The 25,949-nt window shown below is 61.0% G+C and carries 25 protein-coding genes; 8 read left to right on the top strand and 17 right to left on the bottom strand.

All coding sequences use genetic code 11. The features are described from left to right. Positions 1–237 precede the first annotated feature (237 nt). Entirely contained in the window at positions 238–513 is a 276-nt protein-coding gene (locus tag ACZ9DP_RS24235) for a flagellar basal body protein (protein WP_194729774.1), read from the top strand. Positions 514–530: 17 nt separating this feature from the next. Here the strand turns inward: ACZ9DP_RS24235 and ACZ9DP_RS24230 are convergent, their stop codons facing one another. The 8 genes from ACZ9DP_RS24230 to ACZ9DP_RS24195 all read right to left on the bottom strand — a co-directional run bounded on the left by ACZ9DP_RS24230 (position 531) and on the right by ACZ9DP_RS24195 (position 8,516). Continuing rightward, positions 531–1,166: a LysE family translocator gene (locus ACZ9DP_RS24230; RefSeq protein ID WP_476203807.1), complete on the bottom strand. Its 636-nt coding sequence runs from the start codon at positions 1,164–1,166 to the stop codon at positions 531–533. Positions 1,167–1,255: 89 nt separating this feature from the next. Beyond that, entirely contained in the window at positions 1,256–1,651 is a 396-nt protein-coding gene (gene sufA, locus ACZ9DP_RS24225; protein WP_039846772.1) for a Fe-S cluster assembly scaffold SufA, read from the bottom strand. Between the two features lie 314 nt (positions 1,652–1,965). Further along, entirely contained in the window at positions 1,966–2,346 is a 381-nt protein-coding gene (locus tag ACZ9DP_RS24220; RefSeq protein WP_027512444.1) for an SUF system Fe-S cluster assembly protein, read from the bottom strand. Positions 2,347–2,357: 11 nt separating this feature from the next. Next, positions 2,358–3,599 (bottom strand): cysteine desulfurase, encoded by a 1,242-nt coding sequence (locus ACZ9DP_RS24215; RefSeq protein WP_074068276.1) that lies wholly within the window; start codon positions 3,597–3,599, stop codon positions 2,358–2,360. 13 nt (positions 3,600–3,612) lie between these two features. Beyond that, entirely contained in the window at positions 3,613–4,887 is a 1,275-nt protein-coding gene (sufD, locus tag ACZ9DP_RS24210; RefSeq protein WP_476203806.1) for a Fe-S cluster assembly protein SufD, read from the bottom strand. A 23-nt stretch (positions 4,888–4,910) separates the two neighbouring features. After that, entirely contained in the window at positions 4,911–5,666 is a 756-nt protein-coding gene (gene sufC / locus ACZ9DP_RS24205; protein WP_022715290.1) for a Fe-S cluster assembly ATPase SufC, read from the bottom strand. A gap of 72 nt (positions 5,667–5,738) precedes the next feature. Further along, a complete protein-coding gene (sufB, locus tag ACZ9DP_RS24200; protein ID WP_074068280.1) occupies positions 5,739–7,208 on the bottom strand; it encodes a Fe-S cluster assembly protein SufB in 1,470 nt (489 codons plus the stop codon). Between the two features lie 141 nt (positions 7,209–7,349). Continuing rightward, positions 7,350–8,516 (bottom strand): cysteine desulfurase family protein, encoded by a 1,167-nt coding sequence (locus ACZ9DP_RS24195; RefSeq protein WP_476203805.1) that lies wholly within the window; start codon positions 8,514–8,516, stop codon positions 7,350–7,352. A 201-nt stretch (positions 8,517–8,717) separates the two neighbouring features. Here ACZ9DP_RS24195 and ACZ9DP_RS24190 point away from each other — a divergent pair, with 201 nt between their 5' ends. Continuing rightward, on the top strand, positions 8,718–9,395 hold the full coding sequence (locus ACZ9DP_RS24190; protein WP_074068284.1) for an alpha/beta hydrolase: 678 nt from the start codon (positions 8,718–8,720) through the stop codon (positions 9,393–9,395). A 3-nt stretch (positions 9,396–9,398) separates the two neighbouring features. On the opposite strand, the gene ACZ9DP_RS24185 is transcribed toward ACZ9DP_RS24190, so the two are convergent. Further along, the gene (locus tag ACZ9DP_RS24185; protein ID WP_074068286.1) at positions 9,399–9,920 is read right to left on the bottom strand and encodes a GNAT family N-acetyltransferase; all 522 of its coding nucleotides are present in this window, start codon (positions 9,918–9,920) and stop codon (positions 9,399–9,401) included. Then, positions 9,920–11,038, bottom strand: a complete 1,119-nt coding sequence (locus ACZ9DP_RS24180; protein WP_476203804.1) for an anhydro-N-acetylmuramic acid kinase — start codon at positions 11,036–11,038, stop codon at positions 9,920–9,922. Before ACZ9DP_RS24180 ends, ACZ9DP_RS24185 begins: the two co-directional genes overlap by 1 nt. 110 nt (positions 11,039–11,148) lie before the next feature. Here ACZ9DP_RS24180 and tyrS point away from each other — a divergent pair, with 110 nt between their 5' ends. After that, entirely contained in the window at positions 11,149–12,405 is a 1,257-nt protein-coding gene (gene tyrS / locus ACZ9DP_RS24175; RefSeq protein WP_476203803.1) for a tyrosine--tRNA ligase, read from the top strand. Between the two features lie 48 nt (positions 12,406–12,453). On the opposite strand, the gene ACZ9DP_RS24170 is transcribed toward tyrS, so the two are convergent. Next, a complete protein-coding gene (locus ACZ9DP_RS24170; protein ID WP_476203802.1) occupies positions 12,454–15,852 on the bottom strand; it encodes a YhdP family protein in 3,399 nt (1,132 codons plus the stop codon). 122 nt (positions 15,853–15,974) lie between these two features. Here ACZ9DP_RS24170 and ACZ9DP_RS24165 point away from each other — a divergent pair, with 122 nt between their 5' ends. The 5 genes from ACZ9DP_RS24165 to ACZ9DP_RS24145 all read left to right on the top strand — a co-directional run bounded on the left by ACZ9DP_RS24165 (position 15,975) and on the right by ACZ9DP_RS24145 (position 20,762). After that, entirely contained in the window at positions 15,975–16,448 is a 474-nt protein-coding gene (locus tag ACZ9DP_RS24165) for a peroxiredoxin (RefSeq protein WP_476203801.1), read from the top strand. A gap of 11 nt (positions 16,449–16,459) precedes the next feature. Next, complete coding sequence (locus tag ACZ9DP_RS24160; RefSeq protein WP_194730133.1) at positions 16,460–17,269, top strand: ferritin-like domain-containing protein; 810 nt, start codon at positions 16,460–16,462, stop codon at positions 17,267–17,269. A gap of 101 nt (positions 17,270–17,370) precedes the next feature. Continuing rightward, entirely contained in the window at positions 17,371–18,681 is a 1,311-nt protein-coding gene (locus ACZ9DP_RS24155) for a peptidoglycan DD-metalloendopeptidase family protein (protein WP_476203800.1), read from the top strand. Between the two features lie 157 nt (positions 18,682–18,838). Continuing rightward, positions 18,839–20,332: a DEAD/DEAH box helicase gene (locus ACZ9DP_RS24150; RefSeq protein WP_074068298.1), complete on the top strand. Its 1,494-nt coding sequence runs from the start codon at positions 18,839–18,841 to the stop codon at positions 20,330–20,332. Between the two features lie 7 nt (positions 20,333–20,339). Further along, the gene (locus ACZ9DP_RS24145) at positions 20,340–20,762 is read left to right on the top strand and encodes an NUDIX domain-containing protein (RefSeq protein ID WP_074068301.1); all 423 of its coding nucleotides are present in this window, start codon (positions 20,340–20,342) and stop codon (positions 20,760–20,762) included. Here ACZ9DP_RS24145 and ACZ9DP_RS24140 read toward each other — a convergent pair whose 3' ends face one another. The 6 genes from ACZ9DP_RS24140 to ACZ9DP_RS24115 are packed head-to-tail and all read right to left on the bottom strand — an operon-like array spanning position 20,763 to position 25,932. After that, on the bottom strand, positions 20,763–21,080 hold the full coding sequence (locus ACZ9DP_RS24140) for a TfoX/Sxy family protein (protein WP_039845002.1): 318 nt from the start codon (positions 21,078–21,080) through the stop codon (positions 20,763–20,765). It lies immediately after the preceding gene. A gap of 2 nt (positions 21,081–21,082) precedes the next feature. Then, positions 21,083–22,717 (bottom strand): NTP transferase domain-containing protein, encoded by a 1,635-nt coding sequence (locus ACZ9DP_RS24135; protein WP_476203799.1) that lies wholly within the window; start codon positions 22,715–22,717, stop codon positions 21,083–21,085. Continuing rightward, positions 22,714–23,421, bottom strand: a complete 708-nt coding sequence (locus tag ACZ9DP_RS24130; RefSeq protein ID WP_476203798.1) for an XdhC family protein — start codon at positions 23,419–23,421, stop codon at positions 22,714–22,716. The genes ACZ9DP_RS24135 and ACZ9DP_RS24130 overlap by 4 nt, the downstream gene beginning before the upstream one ends. Continuing rightward, positions 23,421–23,750: an XdhC family protein gene (locus tag ACZ9DP_RS24125; protein WP_074068307.1), complete on the bottom strand. Its 330-nt coding sequence runs from the start codon at positions 23,748–23,750 to the stop codon at positions 23,421–23,423. The genes ACZ9DP_RS24130 and ACZ9DP_RS24125 overlap by 1 nt, the downstream gene beginning before the upstream one ends. Then, positions 23,747–25,006, bottom strand: a complete 1,260-nt coding sequence (locus tag ACZ9DP_RS24120; RefSeq protein WP_194729785.1) for a vWA domain-containing protein — start codon at positions 25,004–25,006, stop codon at positions 23,747–23,749. The genes ACZ9DP_RS24125 and ACZ9DP_RS24120 overlap by 4 nt, the downstream gene beginning before the upstream one ends. 2 nt (positions 25,007–25,008) lie before the next feature. Further along, on the bottom strand, positions 25,009–25,932 hold the full coding sequence (locus tag ACZ9DP_RS24115; RefSeq protein WP_476203797.1) for an AAA family ATPase: 924 nt from the start codon (positions 25,930–25,932) through the stop codon (positions 25,009–25,011). Between the last annotated feature and the right edge of the window lie 17 nt (positions 25,933–25,949).

The raw sequence follows: 25,949 nt of genomic DNA, 5'->3' as shown, positions 1-25,949 counted from the left end.
CGTGATCGGCCGCCAATCTTCGGTCCCTCGCATCTGCTCGAGGGTTTGGAACGAGCGCCATTTCAACGCTTGACCATTGGCTCCGCCAGGGCCGGCCAATCGGATGCCCAGGCATGACAATGTGCCATTTCCGGACGCTATGCCGACGGTCCAAGCTCGGCATTAACGAACTGCGTTCAGCTTTCCCTAAAACCTCTGCTGTACAGCGGCTCCTATAGAGACAAGAGGGAAGGGCTGATGAATGTGTCGAGCGTCATGAACACCGCTCTTTCCGGCATGCGCACGCAGACCAACAAGGTCAGCGCGATCGCCAGCAACGTGGCGAGTATCAGCACGCCGGGCTATGGCCGCATCGATCTCGATAGGCTGCCTGCCGATGAAGGCCAAAGTGTCGATCCCGCCACGGAACTGACAGGCCTGATCCAGGCCGAGCAAAGCTTCAAGGCAAATGCTGTCGTCTTCGAGACGGGCGCTGACATCTGGGAACTACTGATGAGCATCAAGCGCGACTGACCGGCGCCTGTAACTCTCTACGCAAGCAGCAGCCGCGCGGCAAAGCCGAGAACGACGGTGCCGAAGGCAATGATCAGGCCCCCGGAAATGTGGCGGATCAGCAGCGTGAGATCGCTTGAAATCCTGTCGCGGGCGAGATTCACCGCCGCGCTCAGCGCCGTCCACCACACCATGGCCCCGAAGAACACGCCGATGACGATCGATGCCACCTCGGTGACGGTTTTGCCATCGACCAAACCAAGGCCAGCAAAGAGGCCCCCGAAGGACAGAAGCGCGCCGGGGTTGGAAATCGCCAGCAGAAAGGTCGAGGCGATCGTGCGCAAGAGATCGCGCGCACCGACCTGCAAGGCACCGGCGGGCGGCGTCATCAGGTCTCGGATGCCGAGAAAGATCAGAAGTGCACCGCCGGCCGCCGCAATCGGCAGCGAATAGTCATCGACGATATCCGAAACCATCGCGAGACCGGCGGCCGCGACCAGCGCGTAACACGCATCGCCAAGCGCCGCCCCAATGCCGATGGCTGCACCCGATCCGAAACCACGATGAAGGCTGCGGTTGATGCAGAGCGTCGCGATCGGCCCCGGCGGCGCTGTGACGATGAGGCCGAGGAGCGCGCCTTTGGAAAAGAGCAGTAGCAGCGTTTCGATGATCATAAGGTAGAAACTGTTTCGCTGCTGAAAGGGACAAATCAAAATAACAAAGCCGCCATCGCTGGCGGCTTTCGGTTGCGGTCTCGAAGAATTCAGTGCGCGGCAGGCACCACCGCGTCGCCGCGCGCGGCAAGCGCCGCGAGATCGGCAGGCTTGAGCTCGACGGATTCGCCGCAGCCGCAGGCCGATGTCTGGTTCGGGTTCGTGAAGGTGAAGCCCGAGCGCAGCGTCGTGGTCTCGAAGTCCATTTCCGTTCCGAGCAGATAGAGGACCGCAGAGGGCTCCACCCAGACCTTGGCGCCGTCGCGCTCGATCAGGTCGTCCTTGGCATTGGGTTCGCTCACCAGCTCGATGGTATATTCCATCCCGGCGCAACCGCCTTTCTTGATGCCGACGCGGATGCCCTTGGCGTCCGGCCCGGAATTTTCAACGATTGCCTTCACGCGCGCCGCGGCGGTGCCGGTCATGCTCATCACTGCAAAGCCCATCGGCTCATTCTCCTTCCACACCGGGGTCAAGATCCGGCGCTTCATCTTTTCAATTTAGGCAGTTATGCCTAATGCTTCAATCCCTTAATCAAACGCGAAATTCGTCTTACGCCTTTTCATTGATGTATGTCCTCTCATCTCCAGGCGTTTGGGCGTTCTGGCAAGTGCGAAAACATGAGCCAGCCGGCGCGCGCGAGGTTGGAATGAGCCGCTCCGCGCTTTACAAGGCGCTGAGCGGCCATCATCAAAGAAATGAAAGCTCTCGGGATCGGCCTTGCTCCCTTCATGCCAATGAAAAGTCGGCCGCCTGACCCTCAATACCAGCCGACGGCCACCTGCGCCTCTTCCGACATGCGGTCCGGCGTCCACGGCGGATCGAAGGTCATTGCGACCTCGACGCCGGATACGCCTTCGACGGCGCCGACGGCATTCTCGACCCAACCCGGCATTTCGCCGGCAACCGGGCAGCCTGGCGCCGTCAGCGTCATGACGATCTTCACCATGCGGTCGTCTTCGATGTCGATCTTGTAGATCAGACCGAGTTCAAAGATGTCGGCGGGAATTTCCGGATCGTAGACGGTTTTCAGCGCCCCGATGACGTCGTCGCTGAGGCGCGCCAGTTCATCGGCAGGAATGCTCGAATGCACGATGCCCTCGCGCACGTCGGTCTTCTGTTCGCTCTCGTCCAGGCTCATACGGACACTCCTCAAGCAAAGAACTTGCGCGCATATTCCAGCGCGTCGGCCAAGGCATCGACCTCGGCACGTGTATTGTACATGCCGAAGGATGCACGGCATGTGGCGGTGACGCCGAAGCGTTTCAAGAGCGGCATGGCGCAATGCGTGCCGGCACGCACCGCAACGCCCTGCCGGTCGATGACCATCGAAACGTCGTGAGCGTGAAGACCGGCGAGTTCGAACGCAAAAATGCTGCCTTTACCGGGTGCCGTTCCGAAGACGCGCAGCGAATTGATCGACCGCAGCCGCTCGCCAGCATAGGCCGTCAGTTCGGCTTCATGACGCGAAATCGCCTCGCGCCCGACCTTCTCCATATAGTCCAGCGCATAACCGAGGCCGATCGCCTGAACGATCGGCGGCGTCCCGGCTTCGAAGCGATGCGGCGGGTCGTTGTAGGTGACCGCATCCTCGGTCACCTCAAAGATCATCTCGCCGCCACCCTGGAATGGACGCATCTCGCGAAGCCGGTCCTTCTTGCCGTAGAGCACGCCGATTCCCGAGGGACCGTAGAGCTTGTGGCCGGTCATGACGTACCAGTCGCAGTCGATATCCTGGACATCGACCGGCAGGTGCACGGCACCCTGCGAACCGTCGATCAAGACCGGAATGCCGCGCTCATGAGCAATACGGCAGACTTCCTTGACCGGAACGATCGTGCCGAGCGCATTCGACATATGCGTGATCGCGACAAGCTTGGTGCGCTCCGTCAGGCTCTTCTCGAAGTGCTCGATATGAAAGGCACCTTCGTCGTCCACCGGCACCCAGACCAGCTTGGCGCCCTGCCGTTCGCGGATGAAATGCCAAGGGACGATGTTGGAGTGGTGCTCCATGATCGAGACGACGATCTCGTCGCCCTCGCCGATCTTCGGCATGCCCCAGCCATGCGCGACCGTATTGATCGCCTCCGTCGAGGATTTCGTGAAGACAATGTCGTCGACCGACGGCGCATTCAGGAAACGGCGCACTTTTTCGCGCGCGCCTTCGTAGGCTTCGGTTGCGGCATTGGAGAGGAAATGCAGGCCACGGTGCACATTCGCATATTCGGTCGAATAGGTCCGCGAGATGGCGTCGATGACGGCCTGCGGCTTCTGTGCGGACGCGCCGTTGTCGAGATAGACCAGTGGCTTACCATAGACCTCCCGCGCAAGGATCGGAAAATCCTTGCGGATGGCTTCAACGTCGTAGGTGGCTGCCGGTACTATCTTGTCCATGGCGCTTTTCCGATCAGGCGTGCATTTCGAGCCAGGCCGAGATGACGCCTTCCAGCGCCTCGACCAGGGCTTCGTCTTCAAGTTCTTCGACGATCTCCGCAACGAAGGCATTGACGAGCATCGCGCGGGCCTTGTTCTCCGGAACGCCGCGCGCCATCATATAGAAGAGATGATTGTCATCGATGTCGGTAACGGTCGCACCGTGGCCGCACTGGACGTCGTCGGCGAAGATCTCAAGCTCCGGCTTTGTCGAAAAGTCGGCATCGTCCGACATCAGCAGCGTGTTGCAGGACATCTTCGCATCGGTCTTCTGCGCGTCAGGCGCAACCCGGATCATGCCCTGGAAGACCCCCTTGGCGCGGTCGAAGACGACGTTGCGGATGATCTCCGTAGAACCGGTGTGCGGAACGTTGTGGCCAAGCACCATCGTCACGTCGGTATGCGTATCGCCGCCGAGCAGGTTGATGCCCCGGAGCGTCAGGTCCGCACCCTCGCCCGTCACCTTGATATGCATTTCCTGGCGCACCAGCTTGCCGCCAGCGTTGATGACAAAGAGCTTCAGCTTGGCGTTGGCGCCGAGATCGATACGGATCTGGCCGAGATGCGTATCCTCGCGGCCCTGCTGCTGCAGGATGATCCAGATAAGTTCCGTGCCCTCGCCGATCGTGACGTCACTGACATGGGACACGAATGCCGCATCCCCGGTCACCGACAGGTGACGCTCGATCACGGTTGCCTTGACGTTTTCGCCGAAGGACACCGGCAGGCGGGTATGGATCTGGCCGCCGGCGTGAACGACGTCGATCTCCAGCGGCTTATCGAACTCAGTCTTTGCAGGGATATCGACGACATAGCCGTCGCGCACGAAGCTGCCATTGATGCGGCCGACGGCGTCATCGGCGCCGAGCGCACCGAGCGCGGCGGCAGCCGAGCCGTCGATCAGGCGCTGCGCGTAGCTGGAAATTTCGAGGTCGCCCGCCCTTACGCTAGGGTCCGCATGGCCCTGCACGATCGAAAGAACCGAAGAACCTTCGATCAACGGCTCGATCTCTTTCGACGCGGCGTCCCCGGCAGTGGCCGGCACCTCACGCAGCAGGTTCTTGAGGTCGGTATAGTGCCAGGCCTCGATCCTCCGTGTCGGCAGGCCGCCCTTCTTCAGGTCGTCGAGCAGCCGGTCGCGGGTCGCCGTCACGGCGCCGTCGCCCGGCAGATCGCCGAATTGATTGTTGAAAGCCTCAACGAGCGCCGCTTCCGCGGCAGTCAGGCGGCTCGTCGTCTGTATGTTCATGAGACCCGTCCTTTCCGCCTGAATCAGGCTGCCGCTCCGATGATGTCGGCGTATCCGTTGGCTTCGAGCTCATAGGCCAGCGTCTTGTCGCCGGACTTGATCACCTGGCCCTTGTAGAGGACGTGAACGGTATCTGGAACGATGTAATCGAGCAGGCGCTGGTAATGGGTGATGACGACCACCGCGCGGTCCGGCGAGCGCAGTGCGTTGACGCCATCGGCAACGATCTTCAGCGCGTCGATGTCGAGGCCGGAATCGGTCTCGTCGAGCACGCAAAGCTGCGGCTGAAGCAGCGCCATCTGCAGGATCTCGGCGCGCTTCTTCTCGCCGCCGGAGAAGCCGACGTTCAGCGGACGCTTCAGCATCTCGGTATTGATCTGCAGCTTGCCGGCCGCGTCCTTGACGAGGCGCATGAAATCTGGCGTCTTCAGCTCTTCTTCGCCGCGCGCCTTGCGCTGCTCGTTCATCGCGACCTTCAAGAACTGCATGGTGGCGACACCCGGGATCTCAACCGGATACTGGAAGGCGAGGAAAATGCCCTTGGCGGCGCGCTCGGCAGCGTCGAGCTCGAGGATGCTCTCGCCGTTGTAAAGAATGTCGCCTTCGGTTACTTCATAATCTTCGCGACCCGCGAGAATATAGGAGAGCGTCGACTTGCCAGAGCCGTTCGGCCCCATGATGGCGGCGACTTCGCCGGCCTTCACCGTAAGGTCCAAGCCGCGGATGATTTCGGTGCCGTCTTCGGCGATGCGGGCGTGCAGGTTTCTGATTTCGAGCATGGTTATGTCCCATAAAAAGCAATCGTAGAAAGGCGCGCCGCGCGCGCCATCGCGTAGTCGTTTCGGTTGGCGTTAGCCCACGCTGCCTTCGAGCGAGATGCTGATCAGCTTCTGCGCCTCGACGGCGAACTCCATCGGCAGTTCCTGCAGGACTTCCTTGACGAAGCCGTTGACTATCAGCGCGATCGCCGCTTCTTCCGGGATGCCGCGCTGCAGGCAATAGAAGAGCTGATCTTCAGAGATCTTCGAGGTCGTCGCCTCGTGCTCGAAATGTGCCGTCGAATTCTTTGCCTCGATGTAGGGCACCGTATGCGCGCCGCACTTGCCGCCGATCAGCAACGAGTCGCACTGCGTGAAGTTGCGCGCGTTAGAGGCCTTGCGGTGGGCCGAAACCTGACCGCGATAGGTGTTCTGCGACACGCCGGCGGCAATACCCTTGGAAATGATGCGGCTCGAGGTGTTTTTGCCGAGATGGATCATCTTGGTACCGCTGTCGACCTGCTGATGGCCGTTGGACACGGCGATCGAATAGAACTCGCCGCGGCTATCGTCGCCGCGCAGGATGCAGGAGGGGTACTTCCAGGTGATGGCGGAGCCGGTCTCGACCTGCGTCCACGAGATCTTCGATCGGTCGCCGCGGCAATCGCCGCGCTTGGTGACGAAGTTGTAGATGCCGCCCTTGCCCTGGGCATCGCCCGGATACCAATTCTGGACGGTGGAATACTTGATTTCGGCATCGTCCAGCGCGATCAGTTCGACGACGGCGGCGTGCAACTGGTTTTCGTCACGCTGTGGCGCCGTGCAGCCTTCGAGGTAGGACACATAGGCGCCTTCCTCGGCGATGATCAGCGTGCGCTCGAACTGGCCGGTATCCTTCTCGTTGATGCGGAAATAGGTCGAGAGCTCCATCGGGCAGCGGACGCCCTTCGGCACGAAGACGAAGGAGCCATCCGTGAAGACGGCGGAGTTCAGCGTCGCGTAGTAATTGTCGGTCTGGGGAACGACGGAGCCGAGATACTTCTGCACGAGTTCGGGATGTTCTCGGATCGCTTCGGAGATCGACATGAAGATCACGCCGGCCTTCTTCAGCTCTTCCTTGAAGGTCGTCACGACCGAAACGGAATCGAAGACGGCATCGACGGCGATCTTCGGCTTCTCAACGCCGGCAAGGATTTCCTGCTCGCGCAGCGGGATGCCCAGCTTCTCATAGACCTTCAGAAGCTCCGGATCGACTTCAGCCAGCGACGACGGGCCTGATGTGCTCTTCGGCGCAGCGTAATAGTGGATTTCATTGAAGTCGATCTTCGGATAGTCGACGCGCGCCCATGTGGGCTCGTCCATCGTCAGCCAGCGTTTGTAGGCTTCAAGGCGCCATTCGAGCATCCATTCAGGCTCACGCTTCTTGGCGGAGATGAAGCGAATGATCTCTTCGGACAGGCCCTTGGGTGCCTTGTCCATCTCGATGATGGTTTCGAAACCGTATTTGTACTGGTCCACATCGATCTGGCGGACGCGTTCAACCGTTTCTTGGACGGCGGGCATGTCGTTCTCCAATCTCGCCGGGGAAAGGTCCGGCAGCTTGTCTTGGGGAAATTTTCCTTACCCCGTATGTAGGTGGCCAAAAGGCGCTTTTCAGCCCGATTGGCAAGCGGAAATTTGTGTTTCCGCAATTTAGTGAGGCCGTCAGGCCGCCTCTCCGGCCGGCCTGCACCGCCCGGCTATCTTTTCAAAGGCGGCGACCGCCCTGTCGATTTCCTCTTCCGTCGTCGCAAAACCGAGCGAGATGCGCAGCGCGCCCATTTTCGGGTCGCCGCCCATGGCCACAAGAACATGGCTTTCGCCGACCTTGCCGGACGAGCAGGCGGAGCCCGCCGAAAGCGCAACGCCTTCGAGATCGAAGGCGATCTGGCCGGTCTCGGCCTTGAGGCCCGGAAGCGTGAAGAAGCTCGTATTCGATACCCGCGGCCCGTCCGCGCCATAAATCAGTAAACCGGGCGCTGCGCGCCGCATTCCGGCCTCAAGACGGTCGCGAAGCCTTTCAAATCTGCTATTGCGCTCGTCGAATTCGGCAAGTGCCGCGGCTGCGGAGGCACCGAAGCCAATGATGGCGGCGGAATTTTCAGTCCCCGAACGGTGACCTTTTTCCTGGCCACCACCGCGGATCAGCGGCCTCGGCATCAGAGCCTCACCGCGCGAAACAAGCGCGCCGGCGCCTTTCGGCCCGCCGAGCTTGTGTGAGGAAACGATCAAAAAATCGGCACCGAGCTCGTTGATGTCGAGCTTCAGGCGTCCTGCTGCCTGCACCGCATCCACTACGAGAAGTCCGCCATACGTCTGTACGATCTTGGCGGCTTCGCGGACCGGCTGGACGATACCCGTCTCGTTGTTGACGAGCATGATCGCCACCATCGGAAAGCCCGGGGCCTTGTCGTGGCCCGCAAGCAATCTCTCCAGCGCTGCCAGATCCACGACACCTGCGGACGTAACTGGAATCTCGGTCGTCTTCTCAGCAGGAAAGCGCCCGCCTTCTCGCACGGCCGGATGCTCGATCGCCGAATAGTAGAGATGGTCGATCGCAAGCGGCGTGCGCCCCATGCGGAAATCCGGCGTCAGCACCATATTGGCCGCTTCCGTCGCGCCGCTGGTAAAAATCACATTTGCCGGTTCAGCCGCGGTCAGCGCCGCAATCTGGCGGCGCGCACCCTCGATCGCAGCGCGTACGGCGCGGCCTTCGCCGTGAACAGAGTTCGGATTTCCAAACAGAGCAAGCGCGCTTAGAACCGCCTCGCGCGCTGCGGGATGCAGCGGCGATGTCGCGTTCCAATCAAGATAAAGGCGGGGCGGCGCCATGCTCTTTTGTCCTGCGCTTGATCCTGCTAGGCTGCCACGGTTCATTTTCCTTGAAATTTCCGCCGGGCTTGCCTTATGACACGTCCACGATGCGTGGATCGCATGCAAGTTTCGAATTGTTCTAAACTGCGTTTTAGAAAAGCTGACAACGTTCGTCAAGTCTAAGCAGCAGGAACGCGAAAATAAAAACCCGGAGTACCGATGCCCGAAGTCATTTTCAACGGCCCAGCCGGCCGTCTTGAAGGCCGCTACCAGCCCTCCAAGGAAAAAAGCGCGCCGATCGCCCTTATCCTGCACCCGCACCCGCAGTTCGGCGGCACGATGAACAACCAGATCGTCTACCAGCTCTTCTACATGTTCCAGAAGCGCGGGTTCACGACATTGCGCTTCAACTTCCGCGGAATCGGCCGCAGCCAGGGCGAATTCGACCACGGCGCCGGCGAGCTTTCGGATGCCGCTTCCGCGCTCGATTGGGTGCAGAGCCTGCATCCCGATTCGAAGACCTGTTGGGTCGCTGGCTATTCCTTCGGCGCCTGGATCGGCATGCAGCTGCTGATGCGCCGCCCGGAAATCGAAGGCTTCATGTCGATTGCGCCGCAACCGAACACCTACGACTTCTCGTTCCTGGCGCCCTGCCCGTCTTCCGGCCTGATCATCAACGGCGACGCCGACAAGGTCGCGCCGGAAAAGGATGTCAACGGTCTGGTCGAAAAGCTGAAGACGCAGAAGGGCATCCTCATCACTCACCGTACCGTGCCGAATGCCAATCACTTCTTCAACGGCCAGGTCGAAACACTGATGGCGGAATGCGAGGACTATCTCGACCGCCGCCTGAACGGCGAACTGGTGCCGGAACCGGCAGCGAAGCGTATTCGCTGACAATCAAATGTCGGTGGCGCCGAGCTCGAATGTCGGCGCCACAAATCCGTCGATCAGCCGCGGCGCGACCGGCCGCATTCCGATCTTCTTCAGTACATGCTGCGAGGCGAAGTTTTCCGGATGCGTGAAAGCGATGAAACGCGTAGCGAAGCCCTTGTCGAAGAACCACATCGCAAGCGCACTGGCCACTTCCGTCGCATAGCCCTTTCCCCATTCTTCCTCGCAAAGCGCGTAACCGAGTTCGAATTCGTTCTCGTCGCGGTCATGCATCGAAATGCCAGCGCGGCCGATGAAGCGGCCGTCATCTCTGCTCAGGAGCTTGTACTTTGTCGTACCGTCCTGCGCATTCTCTTTGAACCAGCTGGCAAGCCGCTCCTCGCACTTCTCGATGCTCCAAGGCGCGCCGCCGGACATATAACGCGTTGTGCCGATCGTCGAATGCAGCGTGCGGACGAGTCCCGCATCGCTTGCGTCCCACATCACCAGCCGCAGCCGCGACGTTTCGAGAATAAGCGTTCCCACCATCATGGCCTCGCAAGAATGCCGCCGCTGACTGGTTCCTTGACGCCGGTCGTGCCCGGAAAAGTCAGCGGCAGTCCCTCCAGCGACCGGACTGCTAGATAGGCCCAGGCTTCAGCTTCCATGGCATCGCCGTTAAAGCCCGCAACCTCGGCGGAGATCACGTCGGCATTCTGGCGGGCAGCGAGATCAGCAAGATCGCGCATGATCGTGCGGTTCAGCCGTCCGCCGCCGCAGACAATGTAGAGCGTCGGCATCACCGGAAGGTGACCGGCCGATTTGATGATCGAGGCGGCAGCCACATAGGCGAGCGTCCTCGCACCGTCCGCGAGCTCGGCGTCCGCTCCGCTCGGCGGTAGAAAGTCATTTCGATCGAGCGAACGGCGTTTCCCCGCAGTAAAGAACGGGCTTTCCAGATACAGCTCGGCCAGTTCGGCGACGATCGTGCCTTCCGAAGCAATCATACCGCCCTGGTCGAACGGAACTCCGGCATTTGTCTCGACCCATTGGTCGATCAAGGTATTTCCCGGCCCGCTGTCATAGGCGACGATCGAGCCGTCGGCGCCGATATAGGTGAGGTTCGAGATGCCGCCGATATTGACGAAGCAGACCGGCAGCTTTGCGTCTCGAAGAGTCCCAGAAAGCGCCGCATGATAGGCCGGCACGAGCGGCGCACCCTGCCCGCCATGCACCATGTCGTTCGCGCGCATGTCGTAGACGATCGGGATGCCGGTCTCGCTCGCAAGCAGCGGCCCGTCGCCAAGCTGGACGGTCAGCGCCTCGTCCGGCCGGTGCAGCACGGTCTGGCCGTGGAATCCGACGACATCGATCGAGCTTCGATCCAGACCGCAACGATCGAGAAACTCCGTAACGGCAGATGCATGACGCAGCGTGAGCTCTCGCTCGATTGTTGCAAGTTCGCCGGGGCGTTCCTTGCGCCTGAGTATGGATTTTGCGCCTTCAAGCGAACGCTTCAGCCTGTCGCGAAAGGCCGGATCGTAAGGCACACCCAGAAACGGCCCGCGTTCCACGCTGGCTTCACCGTCCGTACGAACCAGGGCGACATCGATCCCGTCCATCGACGTTCCGCTCATCAGGCCGATTGCGGTTCTTATTTTACCCATCCATCCTCCAAAACATTCCGAACGGAATAGTGCACTTTCGGCAAAACAGTGCTAAACGCGCCGCGGCAGTTCAACAAGTATCAATCCGACACCCCCGAAGAGACGAAGTCATGTCCGAGTTCAAATCCGATTTCCTGCGCATCCTGAAAGAGCGCGGCTTCATTCATCAGATCTCCGATGAAGCAGGCCTCGACGATCTGTTCGCCAAGGAAACCGTGACGGCCTATATCGGCTTCGATCCCACGGCGCCGAGCCTGCATGCAGGCTCGCTGATCCAGATCATGATGCTGCACTGGCTGCAGAAAACCGGCCACCGCGCGATTTCACTGATGGGCGGCGGCACCGGCATGGTAGGCGATCCGTCCTTCAAGGAGGAAGCACGCCAGTTGATGACCGTCGAAACGATCGAAAGCAACATCGCCTCGATCAAGCGTGTCTTCTCGAATTACCTGACCTACGGTGAGGGTCCGACGGACGCCTTGATGATCAACAACGCCGAATGGCTGCGTTCGATCAACTATCTCGATTTCCTGCGCGATGTCGGTCGCCACTTCTCGGTCAATCGCATGCTGGCCTTCGACAGCGTGAAGACGCGTCTCGATCGCGAACAGTCGCTCTCGTTCCTCGAATTCAACTACATGATCCTGCAGGCCTACGACTTCGTCGAACTGGCAAAGCGCTACGGCTGCCAGCTGCAGATGGGCGGTTCCGACCAGTGGGGCAACATCATCAACGGCATCGACCTCGGTCACCGCATGGGGACTACACAGCTCTATGCCCTGACCTCACCGCTTCTAACGACATCTTCCGGCGCCAAGATGGGCAAGTCGGCGACCGGTGCCGTCTGGCTGAACGCCGATATGTTCTCGGCCTATGACTTCTGGCAATACTGGCGCAATACCGAAGACGCGGACATCCCGCGCTTCCTCAAGCTTTACACCACCTTGCCCATGGACGAGATCGCACGCTTGTCTGCGCTCGGTGGCTCGGAAATCAACGAGGTAAAGAAGATACTCGCAACCGAAGTAACGGCGATCCTGCATGGCCGCACCGTTGCCGAAGAGGCCGCGGAAACGGCTCGCAAAACCTTCGAAGAAGGCGGGATCGCCGAGAACCTCCCCTCCGTCGATGTTCCCGCATCCGAACTCGACGCCGGTATCGGCCTGCTTTCACTGATGGTCCGCGCCGGCCTTGTTCACTCCAACGGCGAAGCCCGCCGTCACGTTCAGGGCGGAGCCGTGCGCATCAACGACCAAGCGGTCAGCGACGAGCGTAGGCTGATCGGCAGCGGTGAAATCACCGCCGATGGCGTCATCAAGCTGTCGCTCGGCAAGAAGAAGCACATCCTGATCCGCCGCGCAGCCTGAGCCACACGGTATCGAAATCCAAGGAAGCCGGCCTTCGCGCCGGCTTTTTTATTGGAACTCGAAGATGTTGCGGAAAACGCCCGGCGCAATGATCGACAGCGGATTGATCTGCATGGCCGGATGGTCGAACTTGCCGGTCAGCTTGAACGTGATGCCGATCAGGCCGCGATCCGAGCCGTTCCCGAGAATGATGCCAATGACCGGCAGTTCGGCAAACAGCCGGTTCAAGCCATAGGCCGGCATGAAGGTGCCGGTCATATCCATGTTGCCGCGCTGATCGCGGATCACGCCCTGGAACGTGGCCCCGATCTGATCGCCGCGCACCACGCCGTTTTCGATACCGACCACGCCGCCGCGGGACACGACGCGCGCGAAGCCGCGCTGGAAGCGCTGCGCGGAAGTGTCGATATTGCGTTTGACGGCGGAATTGAGGCTGCGCTGGTTGTCGCCGACCGGCGTTGAAACGATCGAGTGCAGGCGCTGTTCGTTGACGATGGCGAAGCGGCGTATATCGACCGAGCCATCCCAATTGCCGCCGTTGCCGAGCCTGATCGACATGTTGAGCAGCCCACCCTGCATATGCTGATAGAGATCGGCGAAGCGCGAGACGGCACCGGCATCGCCGCTCGTGATATTCAAGGCACGGCCTTCCCTTGTCTGGCTGACGACTGCCTCGCCGCTGCCGGTGATGCCGGAAAAGTTCAGCGCCTGCAGCCGGCCGCCGCTCGATACGTACCTGGCCTCGAAATTGCCGATCTTTTCATCGTTGAAGCCAACGACGCTGTTGAGATTCGCACGAACAGAGACGCTGGCACTGCCACCACCATCCCCGTCGCTGTCGCCCTGTCCGTTCTTCAGTCGTGCAAGGATCGGACGCGCATCGGCAGTGTTCCCAGATACCGAAACGTCGAAATTGCCCCTGTTGCGCCGGATCGATATCGCAAAGTCATCAAGGGACGAAAGTCTCACGCTGTCGAAATCGGCAGACTCGAGGTCGCCCTTGCTGAGGGCAAACGAGCCGCTGGCGCCAAAGCCGTCGCCCTTCAGACGGAAATTCCTGATCTGCGTTTTCTCGGGTGGTCCCGATACTTCGAATTCCGCCGTTGCGCCGATCCCGCTTCCCTTCGCCCAGCCGATCCAGGGAAGCTGCAACGACGCCTTCTCGAGATCGATCTGAACATTCTGGCGTTCCTCATCGATTTTCGTCAGCTGCATCGTCAGGCTGCCGTCGATGATCCCGGATAGGCCAGGAAGCACCTTCGCGCGCTGAGCGTTGTTCAGCGTCGCCGTGATGATGCGCTGCGGCTTGACGCCGGACGATTTGTCGGTCGGCTCGACAAGCTCGATCTCGGCGGGCACGCCGTCGATCTGCCCCTCGGCGTCGAGCGCCACTTGCTGCGGATTGGCGTCGAGCGCGCCGTTGAGACTGGTAATCATCCGGCCCGACACCGGCTTGCCGACATCGACGCCGCTGAGCTGCATGGTCGCCTTCCATTCGGGCGGCGGAGGATCTTGCGACCTCAGAAGGCCAAGTCGCGCCTCGACGTCGGCGGTGATCTTGCCCTTCAGGTCGCCAGGCACGAGGCCGGCGCGCTGCAGGACCTGGACCGGCTTGTAGGTCAGGAGTTCGCCCACCGCATCGGCATCGCCGGAGATCGCGAGCTTCATTTCCGCCATCAGTGGCTTCTGGTAAGTCGAGGGCAGTACGAACTGACCCTCTCCGAGGCTGACGGAACGGCCCGACGCGAAATATGACGTGCCACTCTTGATCGAAATCGTCGCCCTCTGGCCGGTCAGATCGAAATGGGCGGACGTATCGCGGATCGGCGGAATATCGCCTGCCACGTTCATGCGCGCATTCGCGATATCGAAATTGATACGGATTTGCTCGTCGCCGAGTCTCAGCCCCTTGCCGACGGCCTCGTCCAATTTCCCGGACGGAATGAATACGGAGATCGACGCATTCGTGACCGTGCCGCCGAAGAGATTTCCCAGAACCCATTCGCGCGCCCTGGGCGCCATCCAAAAGGGCCAGAGCTGCTTGATCGCAGCCGTCTGAAGCTGCTGCGATTGTCCGACGAAGCTGATTTCCGGCGATTTGTCGCCGAATTTGACATCAAGCGATCCGAACAGCTGCCCCAGAGGACTAGAAACTGTCATGCCCGCGAACTGCAGTTCCCGCGAGGCGACGAGATAGCGGCCGGTCGTCTGGATATCGAATGGGAGCGGCTGTTCGCCCGACCCCACCGGCGCAGCCGTGCCGCCGCTGATCAGGAGATCGATGCCAAAACCCTTGCCGACGGCCGGATCGAGCTTGTCGAGGTCGATGATTGCGCCGTTGAACGGGACGGCGGTGTTGCCGAACTGCGCTTGCGATCTTGCGATCTCAAGCGTCTGCTTCGTAAAGTCATAGCCGAGATTGATGCGGCCGCCGGAAAGCTGCTGCTCGTCCCCGTCGACATAGATCGACCCGGGCGCAAGATCCGCCCTCGCGGCCAGGGACGGCGCAACATCGCCCGCACCCCGCACGGCGGAAACGGCAACGTCCGCAAAACTGTTCACGCCCTGCCGAATTTCCCCGAGCCCGTTCCTCTTCAAGGTAAATGGCGTCAGATCGGCATGGGTGAGTTTTGCCATGAACCGCGACGCTTTCCCGGCGCTCTTTTCAGCAAGTACGTCCAGCATCGCCACTTCGCCGTTGATCGCCACCTCGCCCGTCAAATGCAGCGAAGATGGCCCCGCATGCGCAAAGACCAGATTGTCGACCACGATCGAAAGCGGACCATTCGCGGTATCGGCGAGCTTGATGTCGATGCCGGAGAGACGCACGGTATCCGTACCCCCGCGCTCAACAAAATCGTCCAGGATATCGAGATGAGAAAACGCAGCTTCCATCGCCTGCGGAATTGCGTCGATGCGAAGCTTGCTTAAGTCCAGCGGGCTGCCGGACGGCAGAAGGGCCGTGTCGAGCGCAATATCGTCGGCTTCGATCGCCGTCACGGCCACCCGGCCGCGAAAAAGCGCAAACGGATCGAGCGCCATGCGCATCGCGCCGGTCGTCGACAGATGCTGCCCGCTTTCCTGATCGACCATATTGACGTTACGGGCTTCAAGCGCGAGCTGTGCACCGGAGGTGAAACGGATGACGGTCGACCCCACCTCTGCCCGGTAGCGGGGACCTATCGCCGAATTCAACGCCGTCTGCGCCTGGCGCGACAGCGTCGCGTCGAACATTCCGCTTTCGATAGTGAAAATGATCGCCGCCAGAACAATGAGAACGGCGGCAAAGCAACCAGCCGTCACATTGGCCGCACGTCGCATGCGTGAACGCCGCGGCGGCGGGCAATGCACGATGATGGGGTCTTCGGCCTGTGCGGAGGGAAGCTCATGCAGCGCGACGATGTCTTTTTTGCGAAACGTAATCTTTTCGCCGCGGATCACCGACATGCGCTTTGGATAACCTCGAGTTAGAATGTGGCCGCCCGGTCTGGCGGGACGATTTGAGCTTCAATATATATCCGCGGAACATAGTGTCATCCATAAACCCGGCAAAAGAAAGGTTTCCACATATGGCGGTTCTCGGCATCGGCGCCACGGCGCCGGATTTCAACCTTCCCCGCGACGGCGGCGGGCGGGTATCGCTTGCCGATTTCCGCGGAAAATCGCTGGTTCTGTTCTTCTATCCGAAGGACGATACGACCGGCTGCACCGCGGAATCGCTGGCCTTTACCGCTCTGGCCGACGAATTCGATGCCGCGGGAGCGGCGGTCGTCGGGATGTCCCCTGATTCGGTCAAATGCCACGAACGCTTCATCAAGAAGTACAGCCTTTCCGTTGCGCTCGCCTCGGACGAGGAGAAAACGACGCTGCAGGCCTATGGCGTCTGGAAGGAAAAGAGCATGTATGGCCGCAATTTCATGGGCGTCGAGCGCACGACCTTTCTGATCCGCACCGATCGTACCGTCGCGATGATCTGGCAGAAGGTCAAGGTACCCGGCCATGCCGAAGACGTTTTGAAGGCCCTCAGGAACCTTACCGCGTGAGCACGCTTTCGATGACATCGCTGCGCGGTGGCGCGATCGAGGCCATCCGTTCCGCCGATCTCGATCGCAAGACAGCTCTGGCGCAGGAAGCTGCGACCCGCTGGTTCGAACGGAGGGTTTCCCTACGTTCGCCGCGCGATGCGTCGCTGCCGGATAGGCCGGGCCGCCCCGAAAAGCCGACACTGGTACCCCCGACGCAGGTCGAGAGGCGCTCGCTGCACACCATCAACGGCCGCATCGCGCTTCTTCACGCGATCGCCCATATCGAGCTCAACGCCGTTGACCTGGCGCTCGATATCGTTGCGCGGTTTGCCACCGAAGCGGTCCCCAATTCTTTCTTCGACGGATGGATGCAGGTTGCCTTCGAGGAGGCGAAGCACTTCCGCTTGGTGCGCGGGCGGCTGCGCGATCTTGGCGCCGATTACGGCGATATGCCCGCGCATGACGGCCTTTGGCAGGCGGCGCACGCGACCAGAAACGATCTGACGGCGCGGCTTGCCGTCGTTCCCCTGATTCTCGAGGCCCGCGGCTTGGATGTCACGCCCTCGCTGCAGGCGAAGATGCGTGAAACCGGCGATCTCGAAAGTGCGGCTGTCCTCGATGTAATCTACAATGACGAAAAGGGGCATGTGGCAATCGGCGCCAAATGGTTCCGCTTTCTCTGCGCCCGCGAGCGCCGCGACCCGGCCCAGACCTTCAAGGAGCTGGTGCGTGCAAACTTCCGCGGTCCGCTAAAACCGCCATTCAACGACCTGGCGCGCGCCGAAGCCGGCCTCACGCCTTCTTTCTATCGCTCATTGACGTCGACCAGCAATCTCTAAACCTGTGCGTGCATTAATATGCCCGCTAAGGCATTTGTTAACTATAACAGTGTGTAATCATTCCTGATCGAAGCACGGGCGCATCAATTGGGAGATTCTCCGTGACGCATGCACAGCATAATCGCGTATTCGGCAAGCGTTCGCAGGAACATATCCTCATTCTCGCGAGCGGCGACAAGGTCCGGCACGTAACCATAAAGCCGTGGATGGCAGCCCTCGGCTTCTGTTTTTCCGCCGTTTTCGTGATCGGCTATCTGCTTGCAACCTCCTACCTCGTCCTTCGCGACGACCTGATCGGCGCCACCATGGCGCGCCAAGCCCGCATGCAGCATGATTATGAAGATCGCATTGCGGCCCTTCGTGCGCAGGTCGATCGGGTCACCTCGCGTCAGCTGCTCGACCAGCAGCTGGTGGAAGACAAGGTGGACAAGCTTATGCAGCAGCAGATGGCGCTGACCTCGCGCCACGGCAAGTTTGGCTCCCTCCTCGACCGTGCGGAAAATTCCGGCCTGACGAGGAAGGATGAGATGATACCGGCTCGATCCCTCGTGCCCGAAGCAAAGGACAAGCGTGCATCGCTTTCAGCCGGTGCCCGGGCGATCGACAAGCTCCTGGCAGGCACGGACGAACCCGCCGACGCAACGCCCGACAATTCCACGCTCGCCTACGTCCCCACACCCGAAACCGTCGGCGATCGTGCCGACCGCCTGTTCTCGAAGGTCACGCTTTCACTGAAAGGCGTCGAGGAAGAGCAGCGCGCCCGCGTTGAGCAGCTGACCGTGGATGCGGGCGATGCCGCCAGCAATATCGAGAAAGTCCTGACCCGCTTCAGGATTGCCGTACCGGAGCAGGCAGCCGTCAAACCCGATGATGATGACAGCGCTGTCGGCGGTCCCTATGTCGAGCCGGAAAACGGCGACAACTTCAACAATTCCCTCGCGCAGCTCGATACCGCCCTGACCCGGCTCGAAGCCGTTCGCAGTACGGCGGAATCCCTGCCGTTCCGCAATCCGGCCATCGGCAAGGAAATCACCAGTCCCTTCGGCAATCGGCGCGATCCTTTCCTCGGACGTCTCGCCCTTCATTCCGGCGTCGACTTTCGCTTTGCTGCGGGCGAAAAGATCCGCCCGACAGCCCCCGGCAAGGTCGTCAATGCCGGCTGGACGGGCGGCTACGGCAACATGGTCGAGATCGATCACGGTAACGGCATTTCTACCCGTTACGGCCACATGTCGCAGATTCTGGTGAAGGCCGGCGACACGGTTGGCCGCTCGGATGTGATCGGTCTTGCCGGAAGCACCGGCCGCTCGACGGGCACCCATTTGCATTACGAGGTACGCCAGAACGGCCGCGCGGTCGATCCGGTGTATTTTTTGAACGCAGGCTTGAAACTCGCGACTTATATCAAATAACCAATTGCAGTAACCACAGTTTTACCTGTTCGACGGCTGCAGAGCCCGTATTCCTTGACTTACAAGCCGTTTGGGACTATGTCGCGCTGCATTGCGGCATGCAATCCCGCCGACTCAACCAGAGTATGGCCGAACCTGAACGGAAATAGTTTTCCCCTTGACGACATTTGCTGACCTTGGCCTGAGCCAAAAAGTGCTTTCCGCCGTTACCGACGCCGGCTACACGATCCCCACTCCTATTCAGGCAGGAGCAATCCCGTTCGCCCTGCAGCGCCGTGACATTTGCGGGATCGCGCAGACAGGAACGGGCAAGACGGCATCCTTCGTATTGCCGATGTTGTCGCTGCTGGAAAAGGGCCGCGCCCGCGCCCGCATGCCACGAACGCTCATCCTCGAACCGACGCGCGAACTCGCCGCGCAAGTCGCGGAGAACTTCGAAAAATACGGTAAGAATCACCGCTTGAACGTCGCGCTGCTGATCGGCGGCGTTTCCTTCGAAGACCAGGACCGCAAGCTTGAGCGCGGTGCAGACGTTCTCATCTGCACGCCCGGCCGCCTGCTGGACCATTTCGAGCGCGGCAAGCTTTTGATGAGCGCCGTCGAAATCTTCGTCATCGACGAAGCCGACCGAATGCTCGACATGGGCTTCATCCCCGATATCGAGCGTATTGCCAAGCTCATCCCCTTCACGCGTCAGACACTGTTCTTCTCGGCGACCATGCCGCCGGAAATCCAGAAGCTCGCCGACCGGTTCCTGCAAAATCCGGAGCGAATCGAAGTCGCAAAGCCGGCCTCCGCCGCCAAGAACATCACGCAGCGTTTCGTTGCTTCGCACGGCAAGGACTATGAGAAGCGCGCCGCACTGCGCGATCTGGTCCGCGCGCAGGAAGACCTGAAGAACGCCATCATCTTCTGCAACCGCAAGAAGGACGTGGCCGACCTCTTCCGCTCCCTCGAACGCCATGGCTTTTCCGTCGGCGCGCTCCACGGCGACATGGACCAGCGCTCGCGCACCAATATGCTTCAAAGCTTCCGTGATGGACAGCTGCAACTGCTCGTCGCCTCCGACGTCGCCGCCCGCGGCCTCGACATTCCGGATGTCAGCCACGTCTTCAACTTCGATGTTCCGATTCATGCCGAGGATTACGTGCACCGCATCGGCCGCACCGGCCGTGCAGGCCGTTCCGGCGCTGCCTTCACCATTGTCACAGGCCGTGACCAGAAACATGCCGACGCGATCCAAAAGCTGATCGGCGAGAAGGTCGAGTGGCTGAATGGCGATCTTTCCGCTCTTCCGCCTCCGGAACCCGGCCGCGAAGACGATCGCCCACGCCGCGCAGGTAGCCGGGATCGCGACAAGGGCCGTGGCCGCGTCAAGGAGCGCCGGGGTCATAAAACTGATATCGGCGCCGATGATAATGCCGCCGAAACCATCGAAGCAGCAGCACCAGCAAAGGCCGAAAGCGTGAAGCACGAGCGCAAAACAGAAAACAAGCCGCAGAACAACGCGCGCAACTCTCGGCCCTATCCGGCAAACGACGATAATCGCGAGCGCCGCCGCTATCGCGACCACGACGACGGCCCGACGCCGGTCGGCTTCGGCGACGACATTCCCGCCTTCATGCTGATCGCGGCAAACGCCAAGGTCTGATCGTCCGATGGGCAAGCCTGGCATTCATTTTCCAGGTCTCGGCGTCGGCCTGGTGATTTTGCGCGACGGCAAGATCCTGCTTTACAAGCGCATTCGTGTGCCTGAGGCCGGTCATTGGAGCATCGTCGGCGGCAAAGTCGATCATATGGAGCCAATAGCCGAAGCCGCGCGCCGGGAAGCCGAGGAAGAAACCGGATTGACGATTGCTCGAACCGAACTTCTCGGTCATGCGGAAGTGATTTCAGGCGCCGATGCGCAGCATTGGGTCTCGTTTCTCTATATAGCTAGAGAAGTCAGCGGCGATGCGCAGTTGACGGAACCGGAAAAACTCTCGGATTTCGGCTGGTTCACGCGATCAGAACTGCCGACACCACTTTCCGACTTTGCCAAGGCCGCAATCGGTTATCTCGACAACGAAGACTTCCGCTGATCATTCGGCTCTAAGCGCCGCCTCATAGGCAAGCCGCACCCATTTAGCCATTTCATCCGGATCGTCATAAGCCGCGTCCGGGATCGACCAGTAAGGCATTTTCACCGGATTGCCCTTCTTGCCCTCATAGAACCATTGGCTGGAGCCTGCTGCGGCAAACTCCGGCGAGCTCTTGTCGTCGGCCTTGAGCAACACCTCGCCGCCAACTTCGACCGCGACGATACGGCCGAGGTGATAGATGCCCTTGCCGCCGAACATACGCTTGATCGTCACGGGGCCGAGCCCCTGAAACATTTCCTCTATACCGGCCGCGTCCATTGCTATCCCTTCAATATGCCGCCTGCTGCGGCAATCGCCTCCGGCGTATCCACGTCAAGATGCGCACTTTCGCCGATATCGACATCGACGACCGGCAGCCGCGCCGTCTCGACGATGTGGCGCGCGCCGACATCGCCTTCGAGTGAAAGCACTGCATAATACAATGATCGCGGCAGAATGACCGGATTTCCGCGTTTGCCTCCGGAGACCGCCCGAACGATCGCCCGGCCCTCGGCCTGCTCGAATTCGCCGATCAAGTGATCGAGGTCCGCCGTCGAGACCCCCGGCATATCAGCAAGCATGACAAGGACGCCCTCGGCGCCGTTCGCATGGGCATGTGCGAAGCCGGCCGCGAGAGAGCTTGCCATGCCGGAGGCATAATCGGCGTTGAAGACCGGCTGCACGCTCAAGCCTTCAAGTGCTGCTTCAATCTCAGCACGGCGATGCCCCGTTACGGCCGTAACCGATAAAGCCCTGCTGGCAACAGCAATGGATGCCGAGCGGCGCACCAGCGGCATGCCATCGAATTCCGCTAGCAGCTTGTGCTGGCCGCCCTCGCCCATGCGGCGCGCTCTGCCGGCGGCAAGCAGGACGATCGCAACGGAAGCGTCGGCACGTTTCCTGGCAGGCACATCGCGCGGCTGCGGCCGCGATTGTATCTCCATTAGCAGGCCTCCGACGCCCATTCCGGTCACCTCATGCGCACTCGGCTCTTCACCGGCCAGAATGCGGTCGAGAACCCAGTCAAAACCGTTTTCCTTCGGACTGCGGGCGCAACCAGGCGCACCGACGACATAAGTCTCGCCGATGCTGCCGAGGACCATCAGATTTCCCGGATCGACGGGCATGCCGACGCTCAAGATACGCCCGCCCGCCTCGCGTATTGCCTGCGGAATGACATCCGCCGCGTCGATGACCGCCGAGGCACCGAAGACGATGACGAGCTTCGGCGCCTTCTCCGGAATCCTCATGATATCCTGGATCGAAGCGGCAAGAGCCTTGGTCTCATGCGGCACGCGCCGCTCCCGCAGCAGACGATTGCCGCAAGCAGCCAACCGCCGCTCAAGGATGCGCGCCGTCTTGTCCATCACCGACACTTTCAGCGAAGGCAGTTCCGTGGCAATCAGCGAAACGGCATGGTCGGCAAACGGCTTCACCTGAAATGGCCCACTCGCGCGAAGCTCCGCACAGGCGGCAATTATCTTCGCGCCCGGAACCGCCAGGGGAATGATCTTGAAGGTCGCCACCATATCGCCGGCGCTGACATGTGTATGATCGGCAAGACAGGCGAGCGTGATCGCCGGGTCGATGCGGTTCAGGCGATCAACGGCCTCCCGGTCAGCCACGAAAAGCCCGTCCGCCGCAGCATAGATGTTGACGCGGCCGGTCGCAGCCTCCGAAAAGCGGAGATGATCGGGCGCGATTGCCTCACTCAGCCGTGCGGCCGCTTCGTCCTCGCCTAGATCGCCGTCCTCCAGGCGTGCCGCAACAATCTTCTCGATGCCCGAGCTCTTCAGCCGCTCGACGTCGGCAGCGTCAACCACATGCCCTTTGGGCAAAGTCCCATCCGGCATCTTGACGGAATGGGCGAGCATGAGCCCTTCCGCATCGCCGACATCGAATTCGCCAAAGATCATGCTTTGTCACCTTTCGGAGAGGAGACGTCGCGCGAGCGCAAGGCTTGGATGATCTGCGCAAGGATCGCAACGGCAATCTCCGCCGGGCTGGAGGCGCCGATATCCAGCCCGATAGGGCCATTGATCCTCGCCAGTTCGCCGTCGGAACAACCCTCCTTCTTCAGCCGCTCGAGACGCGAACCGTGGGTCTTGCGGCTGCCGAGCGCACCGACATAGAAACAGCCCGTTCGAAGCGCCTCGGCGATCGGGAAATCATCGATCTTCGGATCATGCGTGACCGCGACGACGCCGGTATAGGCATCGAGCGGACGGTCCTTCAGCACATCGACCGGCCAGTCGGCGGTGAGATCTATGCCGGCGAAACGCTCCGGCGTTGCAAAGGCGCTTCGCGGATCGATGATGCGGACATCGAAGCCGGCAAGCGCCGCCATCTGCGCCAGGACCTGGCTAATATGGACCGCGCCGATGATGACGATATGGGCTGGCGGCAGGTGCACATTCAGAAAGTACCTGCCGCCATCGATGTCGCAGATGCCGGACTTGCCGGAGCGGAATGCCGCAGCGACGGTATCGCTCAGTGCGCTATCGACCGGCCCGCCTTCGACGATCACGCGATCCGTTCCATGCTCCAAGTTGGTGACCAGCATCACGGCCTTGCGTGCTCGGCGGGCGGCGTTCAGCCGCTCCAGATTGGCGGCGTCCATCAGGTAAGCCTTTCGACAAAGACGCGGATCCGGCCGCCGCAGGATAGCCCGACGCGCCAGGCGGTCTCGTCGGCAACCCCGAATTCCAGCATCTTCGCCTTGCCGTCGCCGATGACGTCCATCGCCTCCGCGATCACCGCACCTTCGACGCAACCGCCGGAGACCGAGCCCTCGAAATTGCCGTCACCATCGATGACCAGATGGCTGCCGGCAGGACGGGGCGCCGAGCCCCAGGTTTCGATGACGGTCGCGATCGCCACACTGCGGCCGCTTTTCATCCATTCCTCCGCCGTCATCAGCGGATCGAGGTCGAAAGACGTCTCGCTCATGCAAAACCTCTCATTCTGTCGAGATAGCGCCGCGGATCGTGCGCCGGTGATCTGCCCGCGTCGAGCGCCGCAGCAAGGTCGCTCAAGGATGATAGATTGTGAACCGGACGGAGTTCGTCAACATGCGGCAACATGGCGCGAACGCCGCGAGCCCGCGGCTCAAAGCCCTCGAAGCGCAGAAGCGGGTTCAGCCAGATCAGCCGCCGGCAGGATCGGTGCAGCCGGTCCATTTCTTCGGCCAGCAATTCGATGCCTTCCCGCTCCAGCCCGTCGGTGATCAGCAGCACCAACGCGCCCTGCCCGAGGACGCGGCGTCCCCACAGCCGGTTGAACTCCCTCACCGTTTCGCCGATACGAGTGCCGCCCGACCAGTCCTTCACCGCGGCAGCACATTCGTTCAGTGCCTCGTCCGGATCCTTGTGGCGCATCTGCCTGGTGACATTGGTGAGCCGCGTTCCGAAAAGGAACGTATGGACGCGGCGCCGGCTCTCCGTCAGCACGTGCAGGAAATGCAGGAAGATACGGGTGTACTGGCTCATCGAGCCCGAAATATCCGCAAGCACCACCAAAGGCGGTTGGATCTCTTTCTGTTCGCGATAGCGCGGCAGGATCAGCGACCCGCCGGTGCGCAGCGCCGAGCGCATCGTCGCGCGCGGATCGACCTGCCGGTGAACATGCGATTGCCTGAAACGCCGAGTTGGAACGCTGTCGAGCGGCAGTTGCAGCCGGACCAGTTCTTTTCTCGCCAACGCAATTTCCGCCGCCGACATTTGCGCGAAATCCATCCGGCGAAAGACTTCGTTCCCGGAGGTGGTGAACCGCGCGTCGATCTCGATATCCGGCTCATCACGAGGGGGCCTATTGTCGCGCCGATCACCGAGAAGCGCATCGCTGGCGCGCGTTTCGCCCGCCTTCGCCTTTTCCCTTCGACGGTTGTCCGGCGCCTGCGGCAACATCATCGCAATCATCTTCTCCACGAGATCGCGGGAGCGCCAGAAAAGCCGGAAGGCTTCGTCGAAGACAGGCCTGTCCTCGTGCCGTTTGACGAAGACCGAAAAGAGCGCCGCGTGGAATTCCTCGCGCGAACCCATGCCGATCGCCTCGACAGCTTCGATAGCATCGGCAATGGATCCCGGACCGATCTTGAGCCCGGCGTTACGGAGCGCCCTGGCGAAGAAGACGATATTGTCGGCAAAGCGGCCCTCGGCCGGCGGCGGCGGAACGACGATCCCATCCTGCGCAGGTTGCGTTTTCATCTTTAACCCGCTGCCCTCAACTCGTCCTTGACCTCGGTCAGCACACGAGCGCCTTCGCCGCCATGAATGCGCGCAATGTCGTCCTGGTATTTCAGGAGCGTACCGATCGTGTCGGAAATGGTCTGCGGATCGAGCGCCAGACGGTCGAGTTCGGTCAGCGCCGTCGCCCAGTCGATCGTCTCTGCCACGCCGGGGTTCTTGAAGAGATCGAGCGTGCGCAGCTTCTGCACATAGGCGATAATCTGCTGGGAGAGAGCCTCGTTGCAGCCGGGCACCTTCCGGCGGATGATCTCCAGTTCCTGCGCGGCCTCCGGATAATCGACCCAGTGATAGAGGCACCGGCGCTTCAACGCATCGTGCACTTCGCGCGTCCGGTTGGTCGTGATGATGACGATCGGCGGCTCGGCGGCCTTGATGGTCCCGAGCTCGGGGATCGTCACCTGGAAATCCGAGAGCACTTCCAGCAGGAAGGCTTCGAAAGCCTCGTCGGTACGGTCGAGTTCGTCGATCAGGAAGACCGGCGCACGGCCTTCCGCAGACGAAAGCGCCTGCAACACAGGGCGGCGGATAAGGTAGCGCTCGGAAAAGATATCGGATTCGATACGGCTGCGATCGGTCAATCCAGAGGCTTCGGCAAGCCGGATCTCCAGCATCTGCGCCGGATAATTCCACTCGTAGACGGCGGATGCGATATCGAGGCCTTCGTAGCATTGCAGCCGGATCAGCGGCCGGTCGAGCGCCTTCGACAGCACCTTCGCGATCTCGGTCTTCCCGACGCCGGCCTCTCCTTCGAGAAACAGCGGCCGCTTCATCTTCAGGGCGAGAAAGAGGACCGTCGCCAGCGACCGGCCTGCGAGATAATCCTCTCTTGCCAGCATGGCGATCGTCTCGTCGATAGACGCGGGCGGCAGCGGATGATCGGGCATGTCTCCTCCCTTTTAAG

The organism is Rhizobium sp. USDA 4016, assembly GCF_056279705.1.
Note: the sequence above shows the minus strand (reverse complement) of the source record. Positions and strands in the feature narration are given on the sequence as shown.

Bases quoted from the DNA above. Each gene is read 5' to 3' on its own strand.
- sufC (WP_022715290.1), bottom strand. From the start codon at position 5,666: ATGCTCGAAATCAGAAACCTGCACGCCCGCATCGCCGAAGACGGCACC.
- ACZ9DP_RS24145 (WP_074068301.1), top strand. From the start codon at position 20,340: ATGGGCAAGCCTGGCATTCATTTTCCAGGTCTCGGCGTCGGCCTGGTG.
- ACZ9DP_RS24115 (WP_476203797.1), bottom strand. From the start codon at position 25,932: ATGCCCGATCATCCGCTGCCGCCCGCGTCTATCGACGAGACGATCGCC.
- ACZ9DP_RS24180 (WP_476203804.1), bottom strand. From the start codon at position 11,038: ATGGGTAAAATAAGAACCGCAATCGGCCTGATGAGCGGAACGTCGATG.
- ACZ9DP_RS24125 (WP_074068307.1), bottom strand. From the start codon at position 23,750: ATGAGCGAGACGTCTTTCGACCTCGATCCGCTGATGACGGCGGAGGAA.
- ACZ9DP_RS24165 (WP_476203801.1), top strand. From the start codon at position 15,975: ATGGCGGTTCTCGGCATCGGCGCCACGGCGCCGGATTTCAACCTTCCC.
- ACZ9DP_RS24235 (WP_194729774.1), top strand. From the start codon at position 238: ATGAATGTGTCGAGCGTCATGAACACCGCTCTTTCCGGCATGCGCACG.
- ACZ9DP_RS24195 (WP_476203805.1), bottom strand. From the start codon at position 8,516: ATGGCGCCGCCCCGCCTTTATCTTGATTGGAACGCGACATCGCCGCTG.
- ACZ9DP_RS24170 (WP_476203802.1), bottom strand. From the start codon at position 15,852: ATGTCGGTGATCCGCGGCGAAAAGATTACGTTTCGCAAAAAAGACATC.
- ACZ9DP_RS24120 (WP_194729785.1), bottom strand. From the start codon at position 25,006: ATGAAAACGCAACCTGCGCAGGATGGGATCGTCGTTCCGCCGCCGCCG.
- ACZ9DP_RS24185 (WP_074068286.1), bottom strand. From the start codon at position 9,920: ATGGTGGGAACGCTTATTCTCGAAACGTCGCGGCTGCGGCTGGTGATG.
- ACZ9DP_RS24190 (WP_074068284.1), top strand. From the start codon at position 8,718: ATGCCCGAAGTCATTTTCAACGGCCCAGCCGGCCGTCTTGAAGGCCGC.
- ACZ9DP_RS24215 (WP_074068276.1), bottom strand. From the start codon at position 3,599: ATGGACAAGATAGTACCGGCAGCCACCTACGACGTTGAAGCCATCCGC.
- sufB (WP_074068280.1), bottom strand. From the start codon at position 7,208: ATGCCCGCCGTCCAAGAAACGGTTGAACGCGTCCGCCAGATCGATGTG.
- ACZ9DP_RS24160 (WP_194730133.1), top strand. From the start codon at position 16,460: ATGACATCGCTGCGCGGTGGCGCGATCGAGGCCATCCGTTCCGCCGAT.
- ACZ9DP_RS24135 (WP_476203799.1), bottom strand. From the start codon at position 22,717: ATGATCTTTGGCGAATTCGATGTCGGCGATGCGGAAGGGCTCATGCTC.
- ACZ9DP_RS24230 (WP_476203807.1), bottom strand. From the start codon at position 1,166: ATGATCATCGAAACGCTGCTACTGCTCTTTTCCAAAGGCGCGCTCCTC.
- sufA (WP_039846772.1), bottom strand. From the start codon at position 1,651: ATGGGCTTTGCAGTGATGAGCATGACCGGCACCGCCGCGGCGCGCGTG.
- ACZ9DP_RS24130 (WP_476203798.1), bottom strand. From the start codon at position 23,421: ATGGACGCCGCCAATCTGGAGCGGCTGAACGCCGCCCGCCGAGCACGC.
- sufD (WP_476203806.1), bottom strand. From the start codon at position 4,887: ATGAACATACAGACGACGAGCCGCCTGACTGCCGCGGAAGCGGCGCTC.
- tyrS (WP_476203803.1), top strand. From the start codon at position 11,149: ATGTCCGAGTTCAAATCCGATTTCCTGCGCATCCTGAAAGAGCGCGGC.
- ACZ9DP_RS24140 (WP_039845002.1), bottom strand. From the start codon at position 21,080: ATGGACGCGGCCGGTATAGAGGAAATGTTTCAGGGGCTCGGCCCCGTG.
- ACZ9DP_RS24220 (WP_027512444.1), bottom strand. From the start codon at position 2,346: ATGAGCCTGGACGAGAGCGAACAGAAGACCGACGTGCGCGAGGGCATC.